Source organism: Pedobacter sp. ok626 (assembly GCF_900100435.1).
GTDB lineage: Bacteria > Bacteroidota > Bacteroidia > Sphingobacteriales > Sphingobacteriaceae > Pedobacter.
The window spans coordinates 220,152-239,507 of sequence record NZ_FNEX01000011.1 but is presented as its reverse complement, the minus strand read 5'-3'; the positions used below and the strand labels follow the sequence as shown (position 1 = coordinate 239,507).

Here is a 19,356-nt window from a genome sequence, read left to right as displayed (position 1 = left end):
GCCCATTGGTATCGTTCGACTTGCATGTATTAGGCCTGCCGCTAGCGTTCATCCTGAGCCAGGATCAAACTCTCCATTGTAAAATGTTATGTTTGAACACTGACCATTCTTAACTTGTATTAATAATAGTCTTATTCTAATTATATTGTCTAGTTAGATTCTGACTTGAAAAAATAGCTTTGGTTTTCATGTACTTTGAAACCGTACTATCTTACCTTGCTATACTTTATAAATGACATCTCTTTAATGAACTTCTCGAATCACCTCACGGATCTTCTTTATATTTCTTCGTTTCCTTTTCTTCAGTTTCTCCTGGTCTTAATGTTCCAGGTTCAGTTTCGAATATTCAACGTTTCAATCTTTTTTATTCCGTTAACAAACTCCGTTTGGTAACTCCCGTTCTGTTTGGGATTGCAAAGGTAGAAATCTTTTTGGCATTGTCAAGCTTTTTTATCAAACTTTATTTCTTTTATTTGCTGAGTCTTTCAACTCATCATAAAGAAATACCAATCTCTTTTCTAATCCTCATTTCAACCTGCATCTTTATCCTTTTCACACAAACCCTTCCTCCGAAGCGGGATGCAAAAGTAGGAAAATTATACGCCCCCACAAACTTAAATGCACTATTATCGCTCACTAAGCCATAACTTCCTGAAAAACAATAAGAAAAACTGCAAAAAATATAACCCGACAGAAACAACGTTCCAGAATGGCAATACAAGCTACCCCATAAATGGTAATATATATACACCTAGCGTTCGATCAGGCTCCGAGGCAAACAGGTACTTCCTAGGTACCTCAGCCCTACCTCACAGGTACATCATAGGTGTAAACACCAATCATGTACCTATGAGCCACCTTTGAAGTACGTTGGTATCTACCTATCAGTCTTAAGCCCTGCCCGAATCAAACCCAGCTAAAACTTTAGCCCATAAAAAAAACCTGGTAGTAAAACTTCAAGGGCCTATCTAAAATTAAATTCTATTATTAGGCTAAATAATGTGGTAAAATCAAAAGATCAATACTGTCCTGTAGACAGCAATACCAATGTACAAGCCTCTACAGGCTCAATTTCATTATCCACCAACAAACTTTCCAATTCTACATTCTCAGTCCCAGGATTGAAAACAACCCTTTTAGGTTTAGTTTGCAGTATATAATCATAATACTGATCTTGTAAATGCGGACCAATATATAAGGTTATAGTATCAATATCGTGATGTATCACTCCGGGCTTCTCAATTTCAACACCAGCAACCTCTCCTTTTTTTATTCCAACATTCACAATATCATGACCTTTAGCGGTAAGCATGTGGGCCGCACGATAAGCATAACGTTCTGGATTTGGGCTTGCACCTATGATTAAAGTCTTCTTCACAATTTTAGTTTTATGGTTTTAACGAAATATCTCTACTACTTTAAGCCAAAACCATTCCATTCTTAACTTTACAACAATGTCAATTAAAATCTGTTTGTTTAGATCACCTTTAAAACTGCATTGGCGCAGTTCACACCATCAATAGCTGCAGAAACAATACCACCAGCATAACCAGCTCCTTCTGCACATGGAAATAGTCCTGAAACTTGTGGATGCTGAAACGTCTCCCGATCCCTCGGAATACGCACAGGAGATGAGCTTCGACTCTCTACACCTACCAGAATCGCTTCATTGGTATAATACCCCCTCATCTTTTTCCCAAAAACTGGCAAGGCACTTTTTAAGCTTGAAGCCACAAAATCAGGAAGTGTATCTTTAAGTATCACACTCTTAGTCCCAGGCAAATATGAATTTTTAGGCAAATCGTTAGAGAGCCTTCCCTCGACAAAGTCTACCATCCGTTGTGCAGGGGCAACCAATTTACCGCCTCCCAATTGAAAAGCACTCCGTTCTATCTCCGCCTGAAAATGCATCATCCTTAAAGGATCATCACCTTTTACATCTTCCAATGTAATTTGAACTACAGTTCCAGAGTTTGCAAATGGGTTATTCCTTTTAGAAGGCGACCATCCATTAACAACGATCTCGTTTTCATAGGTAGCACATGGAGCTATAATTCCCCCTGGGCACATACAAAAAGAAAATACGCCTCTGCTACCTACCTGCTCTACCAAACTGTAATAAGCTGGCGGCAAAAATTCACTTCGAATATCACAATGATATTGTGCCGCATCTACAATAGCTTGCGGGTGCTCAATTCTTACCCCTAAAGCAAAAGGCTTTGCCTCGACAAGAATTCCCTTACGGTGCAATAATTCGTAAATATCACGTGCAGAATGACCAGTAGCCAATATAACTGCATCGGCCGACAAACTATGATCATCATTAATCACTACTCCCTTGATCTTTCCAAAATCGACCTGAATATCGGTCACCTTCTGATCAAAAAGAACTTCACCGCCAGCATTTAATATAGTTTCTCTGATGGCGGTTATAATTTGAGGTAGCTTATTGGTGCCGATATGCGGCCGGGCATCAATTAAAATATCATCAGTTGCACCATGTTGCACAAAAGTCTGCAACACTTTATTGATGTCGCCGCGTTTATTAGACCTGGTGTAAAGCTTTCCGTCCGAATAAGTTCCGGCCCCACCCTCGCCATAGCAATAGTTAGATTCGGTATTTACTATTCCCTCTTTATTGATAAGGGCAAGATCTCTTCTTCGCTGTTTTACATCCTTACCTCGCTCTAGAACAATAGGCTTAAGGCCATTTTCTATACATTGCAAGGCCGCAAATAATCCAGCAGGGCCTGCTCCCACAATAATTACAGGCTTAGCATTACTGACATTTTGATAGTCTATCCTAAAAATATCTGCCACCGGCATCTCGTCGATAAATACGCTTACTTGTAACCGATAAATTACTTTTCTAGATCTGGCATCAATAGAACGCTTCAGGATTTTATATCCTTTAATTCGTACCGGGTCTATTTTTAAGGCAGTTGAGAGTGTTTTCTTGAGGATATTTTCAGACTCCATTTCCTCTGGAGCCATGGTGATTTCAATGTCTTTTTGCATAACCGTTGTCAGGTTTTTATCCCGAATTGTAACAAAGGTACGGAAATTGAGTTCTAATGTGTAAATTAACATATACAAACAAGGAGTCGTTTATCGGCTTCAGGATAAAAAAAATCTAAAAAAACGAAAAAATGAAAAGAACAGTATTATCAATAGTAGGCCTCTTAGCCCTGGTTGTAACCATGAGTGGATGTGGTTACAATAGTATGGTTAAACTTGATGAGGATGTGAAAGCAAAATGGAATCAGGTAGAAACCCAGTACCAACGTCGTTCGGATTTGATTCCTAATTTAGTGAATACCGTTAAAGGTGCCGCAAAATTTGAGCAATCTACCTTAACTCAGGTAACTGAGGCCAGAGCAAAAGCTACACAGGTTACTATTGACCCGGACAAATTAACACCGGAAAACATCGAAAAGTTCCAGGCTGCACAAGGCCAGGTTAGTCAAGCCTTAAGTCGTTTATTGATGGTTACAGAAAACTATCCAGAATTAAAAGCTACGGAACAATTTAGAGATGTTTCTGCTGAATTGGCTGGGACTGAAAACAGAATCGCTGTTGCACGTAAAGATTTTAACGAATCGATACAAACATATAACACTAAAATAAGGTCATTCCCTAACAATCTTATGGCTGGAATATTCGGATTTAAGCAGAAAACCGGCTTTAAAGCTGAAGCTGGAGCAGAAAAAGCACCAAAAGTAGAATTCTAATATAAAGTAGCAACTTTTAAGGGTAACGCATGTTTTATTATCAAAACACGCATTACCCTTATTCATATCAAGTAATCCTATCATGGGCATATTTACAGAACAAGACCAGGAGCTTATTGCAAATGCAATTTCAGAGGCTGAAAAAGCTACTTCGGGCGAAATAAGAATAGCCGTAGAAAAAAAATGCGCCGGCAATGCTTTTGAAAGAGCGACCAGCTATTTCTCGAAACTGGGAATGGACAAAACAGCTAAACACAACGGCGTACTGATCTATCTTGCTTACGAAGACCATAAGTTTGCAATAATAGGCGATAGCGGCATTAACAAGGTTGTACCACCTGATTTTTGGGAGACGACACAAGTAGCAATGAAGGCTCATTTTTCGGGCGGAAATATTGTTCAAGGAATTATAGCCGGCATTGTACTAGCCGGAGAAAAGATGGCTTTGTTTTTCCCTTTTGAAGGGGGCGACATTAACGAGCTGCCAAATGATATTATTTTTATGGATCAACATGCAAAACATTAGGCAATGAAGAAATCAATCATAGCCTTATTCCTAATCATCCTTTCCGTTGCGGGCTTTGCCCAGGATTTCCCTGCAAAGCCTAATACACTGGTTAATGATTATACGGGGACACTTTCGGCAGACCAAATACAGCAACTCGAAAGAAAGCTGGTTGCTTTCGATGATTCAACATCTATACAGGTGGCCATTGCTATACTCAAATCTGTTGGCGAGTATGACATCAACGATTACGCACTTCAACTGGGTAGAAAATGGGGTGTCGGCACAAAAGGCAAAGATAATGGTGTAATGATCGTTGTGGCACTTGGCGACCGGAAGATTGCTATACAAACGGGATACGGCGTTGAAGGCGTATTGCCAGACATGTATACCAGAAGGATTATAGATAATGACATCAAACCTTACTTCAAGGCCGGCGATTACTACAAAGGACTAGATGCCGGAACAAATGCCATTATTGCTTATACCAAGGGCGAGTATAAGAATGACAAACCCAAAGTTGCAAAGGGCGGTAAAGGCGGATCTGGAATCCTTATCGTGATCATCATTGTAGTCGTAATCATCATCTTACTTAAAAGAGGTGGTGGCGGCGGTGGCGGAAGTCAGGTTATTGGCGGACGTGGTGTTGCTGATGCACTTTTCTGGAGCATGCTACTCGGCGGTGGAAGAGGCTCTGGCGGTGGTGGCTGGGGAGGTGGAAGCAGTGGCGGCGGCGGAGGCTTTGGTGGCTTCGGCGGTGGTAGTTTTGGCGGTGGTGGTAGCAGCGGAAGCTGGTAATTAAGAATTAAATGGAAATATTGAAATGGGAAAAGCTTTCATCAAGATACCTGGTGAAAGAAAAATGGGCGACACTTAGGGTGGATACCTGCAAGTTGCAAAACGGGAGTACAAAGGACGATTACTATGTATTGGAATATCCAAACTGGGTAAATGCGATTGCGCTTACTGAAGACAGTAAGTTAATCATGGTACGTCAGTATCGCCATGCCGCAGATATTGTCTCTTTAGAAATACCAGGCGGAGTTATTGACGGTGACGAGCTACCCGAATATGCCATAAGAAGAGAGTTACTGGAAGAAACCGGCTATTCTTTTAAGAGTGCCGAACTGATTGCCACACTTTATCCTAATCCAGCTACCGCAGACAATGTGACTTATACTTACCTGCTAAAGGGTGGCATAAAAACACATGAACAACATTTAGATGATCATGAGATTCTAATTGTAGAAGAATACACCATTGCAGAAGTGAAACAGCTACTGGCTACCCATAAAATAGATCAAGCCTTACATTGCGCGGCGCTATTTTACGGATTGATGAAACTAGAAGAACATTAAATAACAATCTGTACACTAAAAAAGCCTGTAAGCAAAAAAACTTACAGGCTTTTTTAGTATAATGAGCAGCACTAGCTCATTTTTAATTTCTTTTGGATATCATGCACATAACCTTTAAATTTTTTATCGGTATCAATAAGATCCTCAACTGTTTGACAGGCATAAATCACTGTCGAATGGTCTCTTCCACCAAAAAAAGCGCCGATTGTTTTTAGAGACGACTTGGTATGACTTTTTGAAAGATACATGGAAATCTGACGTGCCTGAACAATCTCCCGCTTACGCGTTTGAGATTTCACCATATCCACAGGGACTTCAAAATATTCGCATACCAACTTCTGGATATACTCCATAGAGATCTCTTTTGAAGTGTTTTTGATAAAATTCTTTAACATCTGCTTAGCCAATGCGAGGTCTATATCTTTTTTGTTTAATGTTGATTGCGCAAGTAAAGACACCATAGCGCCTTCAAGTTCACGAACATTATTATCTATATTATGTGCAACATACTCTACCACTTCCGCCGGCAGTTCAATTCCATCGGCATACATCTTCTTACGAAGAATGGCAATACGGGTCTCCAGATCTGGCACTTGCAAATCTGCTGAAAGTCCCCATTTAAACCTACTTAGTAATCGTTCCTCTAAACCAGCCAAATCCTTTGGCGCTTTATCTGAAGATAAAATAACCTGCTTACCTGATTGGTGCAAGTGGTTAAAAATATGGAAAAATATATCCTGTGTTTTTTCTTTACCAGCAAAATTGTGCACATCATCCATAATGATCACATCCATGGCCTGATAGAAGTTAACAAAATCGTTGATGGTGTTATTTTTTAGCGAGTCCACAAACTGTTGGCAAAACTTCTCGCAAGAAACATAGATCACCAGCTTATCTGGCATATTACGTTTAATCTCATTACCAATAGCTTGCGCAAGATGCGTTTTCCCCAAGCCTACACCACCATAAATCATCAAAGGGTTAAATGATGTACCTCCTGGTTTAGCAGCCACTGCGTACCCCGCAGAGCGTGCCAGACGATTGCAATCGCCCTCTATATAATTTTCAAAAGTATAATTGGAATTTAACTGAGGATCTACGTTCAGTTTTTTTAAGCCTGGTATAATGAAAGGATTTTTAATGTCCTTATTTATCGAAACAGGAATTGGCATAGATTGCCTTTTAGCTTCCGCACCATTTCCATTACTTGGAATGTTAGTCGTATAAGGTGAACCGCTATTGGAAGACTTATCTACTACGATATTATATTCGAGTCTACCCTCTTCTCCCAACTGCTTCTTAACTGTCTTTCTAAGCAGTCCAACATAATGCTCTTCCAACCATTCGTAAAAGAATAAACTCGGCACCTGTATCGTCAAAACTTTGCCCTCCAACTTCAACGCAGATATTGGCTCGAACCAAGTTTTAAAACTTTGGGTCGGAATATTATCTTTTATGATTTGGAGACAGTCCTTCCATACTTCTGTACAAGTTTTTTCCATTGTCATTCTATAATTTCTTGGTTTAAAGCGACGATAAGAGCATATGAAATGAGCTCGTTCGTAAGATCGAATATTCAAAAAATTATCAACAAAAAAAACTTAATTTTCATTTATTTGGTAAGTGCTTATAAAGCAATCTTATACCATAGTTAACCTCAATTTTTTATGTGGATAACTATTTATTAACATAAGAATCAATATTCTCCGAAAACATTACGCATTACATCAGCGATTTCCCCAAGTGTAGCATAAGCTTCAACCGCCGCCAGAATAAATGGCATTAGATTGTCAGTACTTTTAGCAGCATTTGCCAGGTCATTCAGTGTTTTTTCTACTACCTGATTATCCCGCTCAGCCTTAAGTTTATTTAACTTTTCCGTCTGGATAGTTCGGATAGATTCATCAATGGTAAACACATCATTTATACCTTCCTTTTCCTGAGTAAACTTGTTTACGCCTACAATAATCCTACTGGCCTGTTCAACTTCAACCTGATACTGATAAGCGGCATCAGCAATTTCATTCTGAATATAACCATTTTCGATGGCATTAACAGATCCGCCCATGGCATCAATCTTATCAATATACAGATGAGCGGCGGCTTCAATTTCATCCGTAAGGCTTTCCACAAAATAAGAACCAGCCAAGGGATCTACCGTATCCGTCACTCCGCTTTCGAAAGCAATAACTTGTTGTGTACGCAAAGCGATTTTTGCTGCTGCTTCGGTAGGTAAAGAAAGCGCTTCATCATAACCATTGGTATGCAGAGATTGAGTTCCACCTAGCACTGCTGCCATTGCTTGATTGGTAACCCGTATGACATTATTAAGTGGCTGTTGAGCTGTTAATGTAGAACCACCCGTTTGTGTGTGAAAACGGAGCATTTGAGCCTTTTCATCTGTAGCACCAAGATCTTTTGTAATCTTTGCCCACATCCTTCTTGCTGCACGAAATTTAGCAATCTCCTCAAAAAAGTTATTATGGCAATTAAAGAAGAAAGACAAGCGCTTGGCAAAAACATTAATATCCAAGCCCTTTTCAAGTGCTGCATTTAAATATGCTTTTCCATTTGCCAGTGTAAAGGCCAGTTCCTGCACCGCTGTAGAACCGGCCTCCCTGATATGATAACCAGAAATAGAAATCGTATTCCATTTTGGCACCTCTTTACTGCAATATTCAAAAATGTCGGTAATGATTCGCATAGAAGCTTTAGGTGGATAGATATAAGTCCCCCGTGCTGCATATTCTTTTAAAATATCATTTTGTATGGTACCAGAAATTTGGCTGATATCCGCACCTTGTTTTTTAGCCAGGGCAATATACATTGCCAATAAAATAGAAGCAGTAGCATTAATCGTCATCGAAGTCGTGATCTTCTCCAGTTCAATACCATCAAACAATATTTCAATATCTTTTAATGAATCGATGGCTACACCTACTTTTCCTACCTCCCCTTCCGACATTTCATGATCTGAATCGTAACCGATTTGAGTCGGTAGATCAAAAGCTACAGAAAGCCCCATCGTACCTTGCTTTAACAGATAATGATAACGCTTATTTGATTCCTCGGCGGTAGAGAACCCTGCATACTGTCGCATAGTCCATAACCGACCTCTATACATGTCCTTCTGAATACCTCTGGTATATGGAAATTCACCCGGTGCTTCGATTGGAGCACTAGCTTTAGTGTATACTTCTTTTATTTCTATACCAGATGTGGTGGTAATTTTTTTATTGCTCATAACTAAAACAACTGATGAATATCTTTCTTAATCAAATCCAATGTCAAATCATAGGGGTTATTTTCAATACCCGCCATATGCTGTAAAACTTTTCTACTCAAATCAACTCCCGGAGCATCTGCAGGCAGACTCTTCACCCCATTATTCACCATAGCAATGGTATCATCTTTAAGCTTCTTTACTACATCCCAGGTGGGCGTACTGATGTACAACTGTTGCGTGATGTTATGTTGGTATTCTGATTTAATTTCGTTTAATACGATTGCCTGAAGTTCAGCAATTGTTATGCCTTGTTGATGTAGCCTGATAAAAAGGTTAGCGGGGTTTATCCGTTCTATAAAAATAGTTAAACGTTCGTAGGCCTGTAAGCGCAACGGCAATAATGGGTTCTCTTTTTCCTTTTTCTGATCAGAAAATTTCAATCTAAAATAGGTCTTAATATCATCCTTTATCAAATAGTACCCAGCCGATACCGTAGCCACCCCTCCAATCACCAATACAGCTGCTTCGGTTATAAATTTCTGCAAGTCCATTTTATTTTGTTTAAATACCGTAATAATTAGTGGTAGTGCCGACAAAAATGTGCATTTTGATTTATATTTGCTCTATTAATACATTTTTAACGGTTGATAAATAACATGAGTAATACAGTAGATACCGCATTTGCCCCTGTAACCTTTACAGAAACAGCTGTGAAAGAGCTTTTTAAACTGAAAGACCAACAAGAAATAGCCGAAGACTTTGGCTTACGTGTAGGTGTTGAAGGTGGTGGCTGTTCTGGAATGAATTACGTTTTGGGTTTTGATCAGAAAAAAGATGGTGATCAGGAGTTTATTATTGATGGCATCAAGGTTTTCATGCATAAAGCCCATCAGATGTACTTGATGGGAATGCAAGTTGACTGGCAGGATGGTTTAAATTCGAGGGGCTTTACTTTTAGCAATCCGAATGCAGCGAGTACTTGCGGTTGCGGAACCAGTTTTTCAGTATAAAAGAGATCATCATTTGTAACATTATACTAAGTCCTGTTGTCTTAACAACAGGACTTTTATTTTAGCACCTAAATTTATCTGCCTGTAATGACCTATACTGAAAACGTAAAATTAGCCCTGCAATCTATTACTGGCAACCGGTTGCGCACCATGCTTACAGCATTGATCATTGCAATTGGCTTAGCTGCCTTAGTAGGTATTTTAACAACGCTTGATGCTGTTAAAAAAAGTATGACAGAGGCTTTTTCCAGTATGGGGGCGAATTCATTTAACATCAGAAACCGCGGTACAGGCATTAGGATCGGTGGCGGCCAAAGGCAAAAACCTTTCAAATCGATCCGATATGAGGATGCATTGGCCTTTAAAGAACGCTTAAACACGCCTGCAAAAGTAGCCATAAGTGTTGTTGCTACTAGAGGTGCTACAGTGAAGTATGGCACAGAAAAAACAAATCCAAACATCAGCATACAAGGTGTAGATGAGCATGGCCTGGGCTCACAAGGCCTGGAATTAGCACTCGGCAGAAATTTCAATACAACCGAAGTTCAATCCGGAAACAACATTTGTATTATTGGAAGCGAGGTCAGTGAGAAGCTATTCAAAAATCAGGATCCACTCGATAAAATTATTAATGTAGGCAATAGTCGCTTAAAAGTAGTTGGCGTACTTGTCTCCAAAGGTCAAAGTATGGGCTTTAGTGGCGACCGTGCTGTATATGTCCCCTTGTTAAAAGCAAAGCTGATCAACTCTACTTCAAATCCCTCTTATACCATAACTGTTATTGTGCCAAGCAACGACATTATGGAGAATGTTATTGGCGAGGCCACCGCCACATTTAGGAACATCCGGAAAATAAGGGTTACAGATCCTAACAATTTCGAGATTACCAAAAGTGATGCTATGGCCCAAACCCTTTTTGAAAATCTACGATACATTGTCTGGGGTGGTATCGCTATTGGTGTAATCACCTTAATGGGGGCTTCAATTGGCCTGATGAACATCATGTTGGTTTCGGTAACTGAAAGAACAAGAGAAATAGGCATTAGGAAAGCCATTGGTGCAAACCCTGCTGTCATAAGAAAACAGTTTTTGATAGAGGCCGTAATCATCTGCCTAATGGGCGGAGCTTTTGGGATATTTCTGGGCATAGCCATCGGAAACCTGATCTCCCTGGGTATGGGTGGATCATTCATTATCCCATGGGAATGGATTTTTGGAGGCTTTGCTGTATGTGTTTTAGTGGGTATAGTTTCGGGATATTACCCCGCAAAAAAAGCCTCTAAACTGGATCCAGTAGAGGCTTTAAGGTATGAATAGCTAATTTATTATCTTCCTTGATATTGGGTATCGTAGTAAGCTTGATAGTTGCCTGAAGTAACATTACTCAGCCACTCTTCATTTTCCAGATACCAATCTACCGTTTTTTCCAATCCTTCTTCAAACTGTAAACTTGGCACCCAGTTCAGCTTGTTTTGCAACTTGCTTGAATCTATAGCATAACGCAAATCATGCCCTGCCCTATCTGTTACAAAAGTAATCAGTTTGGCCGATTCTCCTGCCTCACGATTTAGTTTTTTATCCATAATATTGCAAAGCAAATGGATTAAATCAATGTTCTTCCATTCGTTATGCCCACCAATATTATAGGTTTCACCTGTTTTAGCTTCGTGAAAAATCACATCAATAGCCCTTGCATGGTCTTCCACCCAAAGCCAATCACGCACATTTTCGCCTTTTCCATAAACAGGGACAGGCTGACCATTTTTGATATTGTTAATTGCTAACGGAATCAATTTCTCCGGGAAATGGTGAGAACCATAGTTATTTGAGCAGTTTGAGATTACGACATCCAGACCATAGGTATCATGATAAGCCCTCACAAAGTGATCAGATGAAGCCTTAGAAGCAGAATACGGGCTATGTGGATCATAAGCCGTTGTTTCGGTAAACATACCGGTCTCGCCTAATGCACCGTAAACCTCATCAGTAGAAACATGATAAAAACGTTTTGTTGAATAATCTTCTTTCCAAAATTCTCTGGCAGCGTTCAATAAATTCACGGTACCAATAACATTGGTCATTACAAACGCCGTAGGATCTGCAATCGACCTGTCCACATGAGATTCAGCAGCCAAATGGATCACTGCATCGAATTGTTCTTTCTGAAATAAGTTATTGATCTCAACTGCATCAGTAATATCAGCTTTAACAAACCTATAATTAGGTTTATCTTCCACATCAGTTAAATTAGCCAAATTACCTGCGTAAGTTAATTTGTCAAGATTTACAATTTCATATTCAGGATAATTGTTTACAAATCTTCGTACCACATGAGATCCGATAAAACCTGCACCACCTGTTACTAATATTTTTTTCATTGAAATTATGTAGCTTTCTATAAGTTTTTGTTATAATTCTGTTGGCAAGCCAAGTGTTTTTGCAATTGCTGCCGTTTTATGTCTGTAAATTTTATCTAGCAAAATATTCAAAGATGCTTTGAGGTCAAATTGCAAATCCTCATGCATTTTGTCGTATTTATTTAAAACTGAAACCGTTGTTTTCACAAAATAAATAACCAGCTTCTCGTTAAATTTATAAAGGGCTGAAAAAACACTTTCATCAAATTCAATGGGAACCTCATTTAACAAATGAATTCTAAGTTCCATCTCGCTATTTAAATCCTTTGTTACTTTAAAATGATGATTAATACTGCCATTTAATTTACGCATCTTCAATAACGTTTCCTTCGAGTTCAACTTTCTAGATGTCATCAAATCAGCAATACCTTCGTCAATACCTGACTTCAGCTGCTCCTGCCTGCGTACCAAATCGTGCTCATCTTCAAGTAATTTAAAATGAAGATGTTCAGTTAAAACCTTGTCTTTAGCAATTAACCTGAGCAATAGCTTATCCTTTTCCTTTTCAGGAAGAGACTTGATCTCCAGTTTCAGCTCCTTATGCTCACTTAACAGCATTTAAAACGGATTATCCTGTAAGTATTGTTCCCATTTCCAAGCCGATGACATCATCTCTTTCAAGTCCAACTCAGCTTTCCAGCCCAGGTCTTTTGTAGATTTAGTTACATCACCCCAAACTTTTTCAATATCACCTTCTCTTCTTGGTCCTATCGTATAGTTTAGTTTTACTCCTGTCGACGATTCGAATGCATCGATAATCTGCAATACTGATGAACCTTTGCCTGTACCCAGGTTAAACACCTCGTAATTAGCGCTGGCCTTATTACTTTCTAATCGTTTAATTGCGGCAACATGGGCTTTTGCTAAATCCACCACGTGAATATAGTCTCTTATTGCACTACCATCAGGAGTATCATAATCATTACCGTAAACAGTAATTGGTCCACGTTTACCAATTGCAGATTGGGTAATAAAAGGAACCAGATTTTGAGGAACACCGATTGGCAATTCACCAATCAATGCAGTATGGTGTGCACCTACAGGATTAAAATAACGTAAAGAGGTTACTTTTAATTGAGGGGTTACCGCACAAGTTTCCTGCAAGATCTCTTCTGCAATCTGCTTAGTGTTACCATACGGTGATTCCGCTTTTTTAGTCGGCGCATCTTCAGTTACCGGCAAAACATCTGGCTGCCCGTATACTGTGCAGGAAGAAGAAAACACCAAATTCACCTTGCTATTAAATGCATTGATCAGATTGATCAAGGAATAAAAATTATTTCTGTAATATTTTAACGGTTGCTGTACAGACTCTCCAACAGCTTTAAATGCCGCAAAATGTATTACCCCAGTGATATCATTGTGCTGTGAAACAAATTCATTTACTTTAGCTTCATCACATAGATCCAATTCAACAAATTCAGGCTTAGTACCCGTAATTGCTTCTATTTGCTGAAGAATTTTCGGATTAGAATTGGAAAAATCATCAACGATAATAACTTCATAGCCTGCATTATGTAGTTCTACTACAGTATGCGAGCCAATAAAACCGGTTCCACCGGTTACTAATATTTTAGACATTGTTTAATTAACGGTTATATCCTGTAAAATCTTTATGGTCTTTATTGATTAAAGCTTCTTGAGGCAGAGATTTAAAGTACTCGTAAGTTATTTTCAGTCCTTCTGCTCTGCTTACTTTCGGCTCCCAACCCAAGATCGCTCTTGCTTTGGTAATATCCGGACGTCTCTGTTTTGGATCATCAACAGGCAAATCTCTAAGTACTAACTTCTGATTTGTCCCTGTCAATTTGATAATTTCCTCACCAAATTGCTTAATAGTAATCTCATCAGGATTGCCAATATTAACCGGCATCGCATAATCACTTAACAACAACCTGTAGATACCTTCAATTAAATCATCTACATAGCAGAATGAACGCGTCTGAGACCCATCACCAAACACAGTAAGATCCTCACCGCGTAATGCCTGACCTATAAACGCAGGCAATACCCTACCGTCGTTTAAGCGCATTCTTGGTCCATAAGTGTTAAAGATCCTTACAATCCTGGTTTCTAAACCGTGGAAAGTATGGTAAGCCATAGTCATCGCTTCCTGAAAACGTTTAGCCTCATCATAAACACCCCTTGGTCCGACTGGATTTACATTACCCCAATATTCTTCAGGTTGTGGGTTTACATTTGGATCGCCATACACTTCTGAGGTAGAAGCAATAAGCATCCTTGCATTTTTGCTTTTAGCCAAACCAAGTAGATTATGAGTCCCCAATGATCCAACCTTTAAGGTTTGAATAGGAATTTTCAAATAATCAATTGGACTTGCCGGTGAAGCAAAATGGAGAATATAATCTAAGTCCCCTGATACATATACATATTTGGAAACATCATGATGAGCGAATTCAAAATTTTCCAATCCAAACAAATGTTGGATATTTTGGAGATCCCCAGTGATCAGGTTATCCATTCCTATAACATGGTACCCCTCTTTGATAAATCTGTCGCACAGATGCGAACCTAAAAACCCGGCTGCACCGGTTATTAAAACTCTTTTACGTTTCATTAATTTATAAGCTTACGGCCAACACTGTTATAATAATATCCAAGCTCAATCATTTTATCCAAATCATATAAATTACGTCCGTCAAAAATAACTTTGTTGCTTAGGCTTGTTTCCATCAATTCAAAGTCCGGATTTCTAAATACAGACCACTCTGTGGCAATCAATAAAGCATCAGCATTTACTAATGCATCATATTGATTTTCAGAATAAGTTATTTTATCCCCTACAATGGCCTTCACATTATTCATCCCCTCAGGATCAAATGCGGTAACCCTTGCACCATGCTTAATCAATTCGTCAATAATATACAAAGAAGGTGCTTCACGAATATCATCCGTTTCAGGCTTGAAAGCCAATCCCCATAATGCGAAATGCTTACCTTTTAAATCATTTTTATAATACTTTAACAACTTATCAACCAATATGGTTTTTTGCTTTTCATTCACCTCCATTACTGATTTCAATATCTTGAATTCATAGTCGTGCTCGTCAGCAGATTTTGCCAATGCCTGTACGTCTTTCGGGAAACAGCTACCACCATAACCAATACCTGGAAATAAAAAGCGTTTGCCGATCCTTGCATCAGATCCTATTCCTTTACGAACAGCATCTACATCTGCACCTACAATCTCGCAAAGATTAGCCACCTCGTTCATAAAGGTAATTTTGGTTGCTAAAAAAGAATTCGCTGCATATTTTGTCAATTCAGAAGAACGTTCATCCATAAATAGAATCGGATTACCCTGTCTAACATAAGGACCATACAATTCTGCCATTAATTTTTGTGCTCTATCACTTCTGGTTCCGATAACCACGCGATCAGGCTTCATAAAATCCTCTACTGCAACACCTTCACGCAAAAACTCAGGATTAGAAACTACATCAATTTCTACATCAGTATTTTCAGTAAAAACAGCCTGAACCTTATCCGCCGTCCCAACAGGAACTGTAGATTTGTTTACAATAACTTTATAATTGGTAACCAGCTTAGAAATATCCTTTGCCGCACCTAAAATATACGACAGATCAGCAGCACCGTCTCCACCCGGAGGGGTTGGCAATGCCATAAATATAATCTGAGCGTCCTTAATTGCATGAGCAAGATCAGTAGTAAAAGTTAAACGACCTTGTGCAATATTTCTATGAAATAAAACATCTAAACCAGGCTCGTAAATAGGGACTATTCCAGCTTGCATCTGGGCCACTTTTGCTTCGTTAATATCTACACAAATTACATTATTTCCTGTTTCTGATAGGCAAGTTCCTGTTACTAACCCAACATATCCGGTCCCGATAACGGCTATTTTCATATATTAATCCTGTTTTAATTATATTAAAGTATCTTCGGCTAAGATAATAAATAAACACACAAAATGCTTTGGCTTTATAACATTGCAATTCAACTTTACGGCTTAATAATCAGGTTATTCGCTCCCTTTAACTCCAAAGCTTCATTTTTTTTAAAGGGTAGAGGAAATATCTTCGTCAAAATTGAGAAAAAAATAGATTCAACTATTCCCCATATATGGTTTCACTTTGCTTCTTTAGGCGAATTCGAACAAGGTAGACCAGTATTGGAGAAATTAAAAGAGCAATACCCTGATAAAAAAATAATTGTCACCTTCTTTTCCCCTTCCGGCTACGAAATCAGAAAAAATTATGCATTAGCAGAAGCTGTTTTTTATTTACCCTTGGATACAGCCTCAAATGCCGAGCGATTAGTCGCGGCCTTTAATCCTGAGCTTGCCATTTTCACCAAATACGAGTACTGGTATCACTACTTTAAAGCGCTACACAATAAAAACATTCCATTATTAATTATTTCAGGTATTTTCAGACCTAACCAGATCTTTTTTAAGTCTTATGGTTCATTCCATCGAAAAATCCTGTCTTATGTTAGCCAGTTCTTTGTACAGAACGAAGAAAGCATTCAATTACTAAAAACAATAAACATTCAAAATGCCACGCTAAGTGGAGATACAAGATTTGACAGGGTAGCCGAAAATGCAGCCAGCCCTAAGAAATTAAGTATAATTGAAAGATTTTGCGGAGATGCGCCTGTTTTTATTGCCGGCAGTACCTGGCCTGAGGATGAACGATTGATCGCCTTATTATGCGCTTCAAATCCAGAATGGAAATTCATTATTGCACCTCATGAAATTGGCGTGCATCACATCAATGAAATTGAGGGCTTGTTTCCTCAGGCAATCAAATATTCGACGTTTGCTACTGAAGAAGCCTCATCCGAACATCAAATACTCATTATAGATAATATTGGAATGCTGTCGTCCCTTTATGCATACGGCAAAATTGCCTATATCGGTGGAGGCTTCGGTGTCGGTATCCACAATACTTTGGAAGCGGCGGCATTCGGGATACCAGTTATTTTTGGACCGAAATACGATAAGTTCCAGGAAGCAAAAGACCTGATTCAGATAGGGGTTGCACAAAGTATCAACAATATAGCTGAGCTTAACATAGCCTTTACCACGCTAACCACAAATGGAAATCAAGGAGATATTGCAAAGAATTATGTGACTTCAAAAACAGGTTCTACCGACCAGATCCTACAATACCTAAGTCAGTACCTTAAGCCTTAGCCATTTCGACCAGCGCTTGTATAAACTTCGGGTTATCATTTAAGCTCTCAACAAGCTGTACATGTTCTCCACCAAGAGCTTTAAACTCCTCGTGGTATTCAACCGTAATTTCATAAAGGGTTTCCAAACAATCGGCAACAAAAGCAGGACTAAAAACCAATAGTCGCTTTTTACCTTCAGCAGCAAGCTTTTTCAACACATCTGTTGTGTAAGGCTGTACCCAAGGTTCTTTTCCCAGGCGCGACTGGAAACATACGGTATAATCTTCTTTGGCAATATTCAGTTTCTGCGCAATCAATCTCGCGGTATCATGTCCCTGAGCAGAGTAGCAAAACTTATTGGTATCATTCAGGTTATCACAGCAATTATCTTTTTTTAGACAATGTTTCCCGGTATGGTCACATTTTAATAATTGACGTTCTGGTAAGCCATGAAAGCTAAACAAAACATGATCAAAAGTTTCTGGTTTATACTTTCTTGCATTTTCAGCAAAGGTCTCCAGCATCAGTTCATTATCATGAAAAGAGCTTACAAAACTTACTGGGGGAATAGTGGCCCATTTACTCACCAATTCCATCACCAGTTGGATAACTGAACCGCTACTGGCAGATGCATATTGGGGAAATAAAGGAATTACTTTAATACTTTCAACCAGACCAGCTTTCATCTTTTCTAAAGCAGATAAAATGGAAGGATTTTGATAGCGCATAGCCAACTCGACATGGTAATCATCACCAAGCTGTTCTTGCACTAAAGCGGCCTGTATTTTACTAAAATACAATAAAGGCGAACCATTTTCATCCCAGATCTCTTTGTAAAGTTTTGAAGTTTTCGGACTGCGAAAAGGAACAATAATACCTTTAACCAATAAGGTACGGTTAAAAACATTAACATCGATTACACGCTCATCCATCAGAAACTGATCCAGATATTTACGTACATCACCAACTTCCGGACTATCCGGAGTTCCCAAATTCACTAAAAGTACACCCTTTTTTCCCATAATTATTCCCCAAAATTAACTATTCAAACCGTTTTTCCGTTTTATCATTTACCCGAAAAGGAATAATTACTTTTTAATGATGAAGGAGAAAGGCTTTCACCTCTTCCATTAGCCACATTGGCGTTGATGTTGCTCCACAAATCCCTACTTTATCGTTGGGAGCGAACCAACTCATATCAATTTCCGATACATTAGATAGAAAATACGAGTTATCGTTATATTTTTTGCATACATCGTACAAAACCTTGCCATTGGAAGACTTTTTGCCCGACACAAACAGAATTTTATCAAAGTTTGCCACAAATTTCTCCAGATCACCATAACGATTAGATACTTGTCTGCAAATGGTATCATTTGCTTTCACATCATATCCCCGATTAATCAGCTCATCTTTAATTGCATAAAATTTATCGGTACTCTTAGTGGTTTGACTATACAAAGTAAATTTAGCAGGCAATTCTACCTTATCCAACTCTGCAATATCCTGGAATACGATGGCCTTGCCATCAGTCTGCCCTTGTAAACCAATCACTTCAGCATGACCATGTTTCCCGAATATGAGGATTTGCTCATCATCATCATACGAGTTCTTGATTCTATTCTGCAATTTCAATACAACCGGACAAGAAGCGTCGATCAATGTCAATTCATTTTTCAAGGCAAGCTCATAAGTAGATGGCGCCTCTCCGTGTGCACGAATCAATACCTTTTCTTTATGTAAGCCCTGTAGCTGTTCATGATCTATAATGCGAAGCCCTTTATCAGTCAAGCGCTTCACCTCCTCGTCATTGTGAACAATATCACCCAAACAATAAAGGTAATCTTCATTGTCCAATATGTCTTCGGCCATATCAATAGCATAAACTACTCCGAAGCAAAAGCCCGATGCCTTATCTATTGTTACCGCTAAATCGTATTTCATGGATAT

Annotated in this window: 19 protein-coding genes and 1 rRNA gene; 7 read left to right on the top strand and 13 right to left on the bottom strand. The window is 38.9% G+C overall.

Annotated features, from left to right (window positions below):
* The 3 genes from BLS35_RS16430 to BLS35_RS16420 all read right to left on the bottom strand — a co-directional run.
* Positions 1–80: ribosomal RNA gene (locus BLS35_RS16430) — 16S ribosomal RNA — on the bottom strand; the annotation flags it as partial.
* Between the two features lie 938 nt (positions 81–1,018).
* On the bottom strand, positions 1,019–1,378 hold the full coding sequence (locus BLS35_RS16425) for a CoA-binding protein (protein ID WP_090783026.1): 360 nt from the start codon (positions 1,376–1,378) through the stop codon (positions 1,019–1,021).
* 98 nt (positions 1,379–1,476) lie between these two features.
* Positions 1,477–3,018 (bottom strand): NAD(P)/FAD-dependent oxidoreductase, encoded by a 1,542-nt coding sequence (locus BLS35_RS16420; protein ID WP_090783040.1) that lies wholly within the window; start codon positions 3,016–3,018, stop codon positions 1,477–1,479.
* Positions 3,019–3,149: 131 nt separating this feature from the next.
* Here BLS35_RS16420 and BLS35_RS16415 point away from each other — a divergent pair, with 131 nt between their 5' ends.
* From BLS35_RS16415 to BLS35_RS16400, 4 genes are all read left to right on the top strand, one after another.
* Positions 3,150–3,731 (top strand): LemA family protein, encoded by a 582-nt coding sequence (locus tag BLS35_RS16415; protein WP_090783024.1) that lies wholly within the window; start codon positions 3,150–3,152, stop codon positions 3,729–3,731.
* Positions 3,732–3,813: 82 nt separating this feature from the next.
* Positions 3,814–4,257, top strand: a complete 444-nt coding sequence (locus BLS35_RS16410; RefSeq protein WP_090783022.1) for a TPM domain-containing protein — start codon at positions 3,814–3,816, stop codon at positions 4,255–4,257.
* Between the two features lie 3 nt (positions 4,258–4,260).
* Positions 4,261–5,034: a TPM domain-containing protein gene (locus BLS35_RS16405; RefSeq protein ID WP_090783020.1), complete on the top strand. Its 774-nt coding sequence runs from the start codon at positions 4,261–4,263 to the stop codon at positions 5,032–5,034.
* 11 nt (positions 5,035–5,045) lie between these two features.
* On the top strand, positions 5,046–5,594 hold the full coding sequence (locus tag BLS35_RS16400; protein WP_090783018.1) for an NUDIX hydrolase: 549 nt from the start codon (positions 5,046–5,048) through the stop codon (positions 5,592–5,594).
* A 71-nt stretch (positions 5,595–5,665) separates the two neighbouring features.
* Here BLS35_RS16400 and dnaA read toward each other — a convergent pair whose 3' ends face one another.
* From dnaA to BLS35_RS16385, 3 genes are all read right to left on the bottom strand, one after another.
* Positions 5,666–7,096, bottom strand: coding sequence for a chromosomal replication initiator protein DnaA (gene dnaA / locus BLS35_RS16395; RefSeq protein ID WP_090783016.1), 1,431 nt, complete (start codon positions 7,094–7,096; stop codon positions 5,666–5,668).
* Positions 7,097–7,290: 194 nt separating this feature from the next.
* The gene (locus BLS35_RS16390; protein WP_090783014.1) at positions 7,291–8,838 is read right to left on the bottom strand and encodes an acyl-CoA mutase large subunit family protein; all 1,548 of its coding nucleotides are present in this window, start codon (positions 8,836–8,838) and stop codon (positions 7,291–7,293) included.
* Positions 8,839–8,840: 2 nt separating this feature from the next.
* Complete coding sequence (locus BLS35_RS16385; protein WP_090783012.1) at positions 8,841–9,371, bottom strand: DUF7935 family protein; 531 nt, start codon at positions 9,369–9,371, stop codon at positions 8,841–8,843.
* 105 nt (positions 9,372–9,476) lie between these two features.
* On the opposite strand from BLS35_RS16385, the gene BLS35_RS16380 reads away from it, so the two are divergent.
* Both BLS35_RS16380 and BLS35_RS16375 read left to right on the top strand, forming a co-directional pair.
* Positions 9,477–9,830 carry a HesB/IscA family protein gene (locus tag BLS35_RS16380; RefSeq protein WP_090783010.1) on the top strand — a complete coding sequence of 118 codons (354 nt, stop codon included), beginning with the start codon at positions 9,477–9,479 and terminating at the stop codon, positions 9,828–9,830.
* An 87-nt stretch (positions 9,831–9,917) separates the two neighbouring features.
* On the top strand, positions 9,918–11,147 hold the full coding sequence (locus BLS35_RS16375) for an ABC transporter permease (RefSeq protein ID WP_175459608.1): 1,230 nt from the start codon (positions 9,918–9,920) through the stop codon (positions 11,145–11,147).
* 8 nt (positions 11,148–11,155) lie between these two features.
* On the opposite strand, the gene rfbB is transcribed toward BLS35_RS16375, so the two are convergent.
* Genes rfbB through BLS35_RS16350 form a run of 5 tightly spaced genes read right to left on the bottom strand, consistent with a single transcriptional unit; the run spans position 11,156 to position 16,135 of the window.
* On the bottom strand, positions 11,156–12,208 hold the full coding sequence (gene rfbB / locus BLS35_RS16370) for a dTDP-glucose 4,6-dehydratase (protein ID WP_090783006.1): 1,053 nt from the start codon (positions 12,206–12,208) through the stop codon (positions 11,156–11,158).
* A 30-nt stretch (positions 12,209–12,238) separates the two neighbouring features.
* Positions 12,239–12,805, bottom strand: a complete 567-nt coding sequence (locus tag BLS35_RS16365; RefSeq protein WP_090783004.1) for a hypothetical protein — start codon at positions 12,803–12,805, stop codon at positions 12,239–12,241.
* Positions 12,806–13,828, bottom strand: a complete 1,023-nt coding sequence (gene galE / locus BLS35_RS16360; protein ID WP_090783002.1) for a UDP-glucose 4-epimerase GalE — start codon at positions 13,826–13,828, stop codon at positions 12,806–12,808. It lies immediately after the preceding gene.
* Positions 13,829–13,835: 7 nt separating this feature from the next.
* Positions 13,836–14,825, bottom strand: coding sequence for a UDP-glucuronic acid decarboxylase family protein (locus tag BLS35_RS16355; RefSeq protein ID WP_090783000.1), 990 nt, complete (start codon positions 14,823–14,825; stop codon positions 13,836–13,838).
* Complete coding sequence (locus BLS35_RS16350) at positions 14,825–16,135, bottom strand: UDP-glucose dehydrogenase family protein (RefSeq protein ID WP_090782998.1); 1,311 nt, start codon at positions 16,133–16,135, stop codon at positions 14,825–14,827. Before BLS35_RS16350 ends, BLS35_RS16355 begins: the two co-directional genes overlap by 1 nt.
* A 63-nt stretch (positions 16,136–16,198) precedes the next feature.
* Between BLS35_RS16350 and BLS35_RS16345 the strand changes: the two genes are divergently transcribed.
* Positions 16,199–17,425 carry a 3-deoxy-D-manno-octulosonic acid transferase gene (locus tag BLS35_RS16345; protein WP_090782995.1) on the top strand — a complete coding sequence of 409 codons (1,227 nt, stop codon included), beginning with the start codon at positions 16,199–16,201 and terminating at the stop codon, positions 17,423–17,425.
* On the opposite strand, the gene hemH is transcribed toward BLS35_RS16345, so the two are convergent.
* Positions 17,415–18,428: a ferrochelatase gene (hemH, locus tag BLS35_RS16340; protein ID WP_090782994.1), complete on the bottom strand. Its 1,014-nt coding sequence runs from the start codon at positions 18,426–18,428 to the stop codon at positions 17,415–17,417. The genes BLS35_RS16345 and hemH overlap by 11 nt on opposite strands.
* A gap of 73 nt (positions 18,429–18,501) precedes the next feature.
* Positions 18,502–19,350, bottom strand: coding sequence for a 4-hydroxy-3-methylbut-2-enyl diphosphate reductase (locus tag BLS35_RS16335; protein WP_090782992.1), 849 nt, complete (start codon positions 19,348–19,350; stop codon positions 18,502–18,504).
* Positions 19,351–19,356: the final 6 nt, after the last annotated feature.

What these genes read in the sequence shown, in the direction of transcription:
- BLS35_RS16420 (WP_090783040.1), bottom strand. Translation starts at nt 3,018, where the DNA reads ATGCAAAAAGACATTGAAATCACCATGGCTCCAGAGGAAATGGAGTCT.
- BLS35_RS16415 (WP_090783024.1), top strand. Translation starts at nt 3,150, where the DNA reads ATGAAAAGAACAGTATTATCAATAGTAGGCCTCTTAGCCCTGGTTGTA.
- BLS35_RS16410 (WP_090783022.1), top strand. Translation starts at nt 3,814, where the DNA reads ATGGGCATATTTACAGAACAAGACCAGGAGCTTATTGCAAATGCAATT.
- BLS35_RS16405 (WP_090783020.1), top strand. Translation starts at nt 4,261, where the DNA reads ATGAAGAAATCAATCATAGCCTTATTCCTAATCATCCTTTCCGTTGCG.
- BLS35_RS16400 (WP_090783018.1), top strand. Translation starts at nt 5,046, where the DNA reads ATGGAAATATTGAAATGGGAAAAGCTTTCATCAAGATACCTGGTGAAA.
- dnaA (WP_090783016.1), bottom strand. Translation starts at nt 7,096, where the DNA reads ATGGAAAAAACTTGTACAGAAGTATGGAAGGACTGTCTCCAAATCATA.
- BLS35_RS16390 (WP_090783014.1), bottom strand. Translation starts at nt 8,838, where the DNA reads ATGAGCAATAAAAAAATTACCACCACATCTGGTATAGAAATAAAAGAA.
- BLS35_RS16385 (WP_090783012.1), bottom strand. Translation starts at nt 9,371, where the DNA reads ATGGACTTGCAGAAATTTATAACCGAAGCAGCTGTATTGGTGATTGGA.
- BLS35_RS16380 (WP_090783010.1), top strand. Translation starts at nt 9,477, where the DNA reads ATGAGTAATACAGTAGATACCGCATTTGCCCCTGTAACCTTTACAGAA.
- BLS35_RS16375 (WP_175459608.1), top strand. Translation starts at nt 9,918, where the DNA reads ATGACCTATACTGAAAACGTAAAATTAGCCCTGCAATCTATTACTGGC.
- rfbB (WP_090783006.1), bottom strand. Translation starts at nt 12,208, where the DNA reads ATGAAAAAAATATTAGTAACAGGTGGTGCAGGTTTTATCGGATCTCAT.
- BLS35_RS16365 (WP_090783004.1), bottom strand. Translation starts at nt 12,805, where the DNA reads ATGCTGTTAAGTGAGCATAAGGAGCTGAAACTGGAGATCAAGTCTCTT.
- galE (WP_090783002.1), bottom strand. Translation starts at nt 13,828, where the DNA reads ATGTCTAAAATATTAGTAACCGGTGGAACCGGTTTTATTGGCTCGCAT.
- BLS35_RS16355 (WP_090783000.1), bottom strand. Translation starts at nt 14,825, where the DNA reads ATGAAACGTAAAAGAGTTTTAATAACCGGTGCAGCCGGGTTTTTAGGT.
- BLS35_RS16350 (WP_090782998.1), bottom strand. Translation starts at nt 16,135, where the DNA reads ATGAAAATAGCCGTTATCGGGACCGGATATGTTGGGTTAGTAACAGGA.
- BLS35_RS16345 (WP_090782995.1), top strand. Translation starts at nt 16,199, where the DNA reads ATGCTTTGGCTTTATAACATTGCAATTCAACTTTACGGCTTAATAATC.
- hemH (WP_090782994.1), bottom strand. Translation starts at nt 18,428, where the DNA reads ATGGGAAAAAAGGGTGTACTTTTAGTGAATTTGGGAACTCCGGATAGT.
- BLS35_RS16335 (WP_090782992.1), bottom strand. Translation starts at nt 19,350, where the DNA reads ATGAAATACGATTTAGCGGTAACAATAGATAAGGCATCGGGCTTTTGC.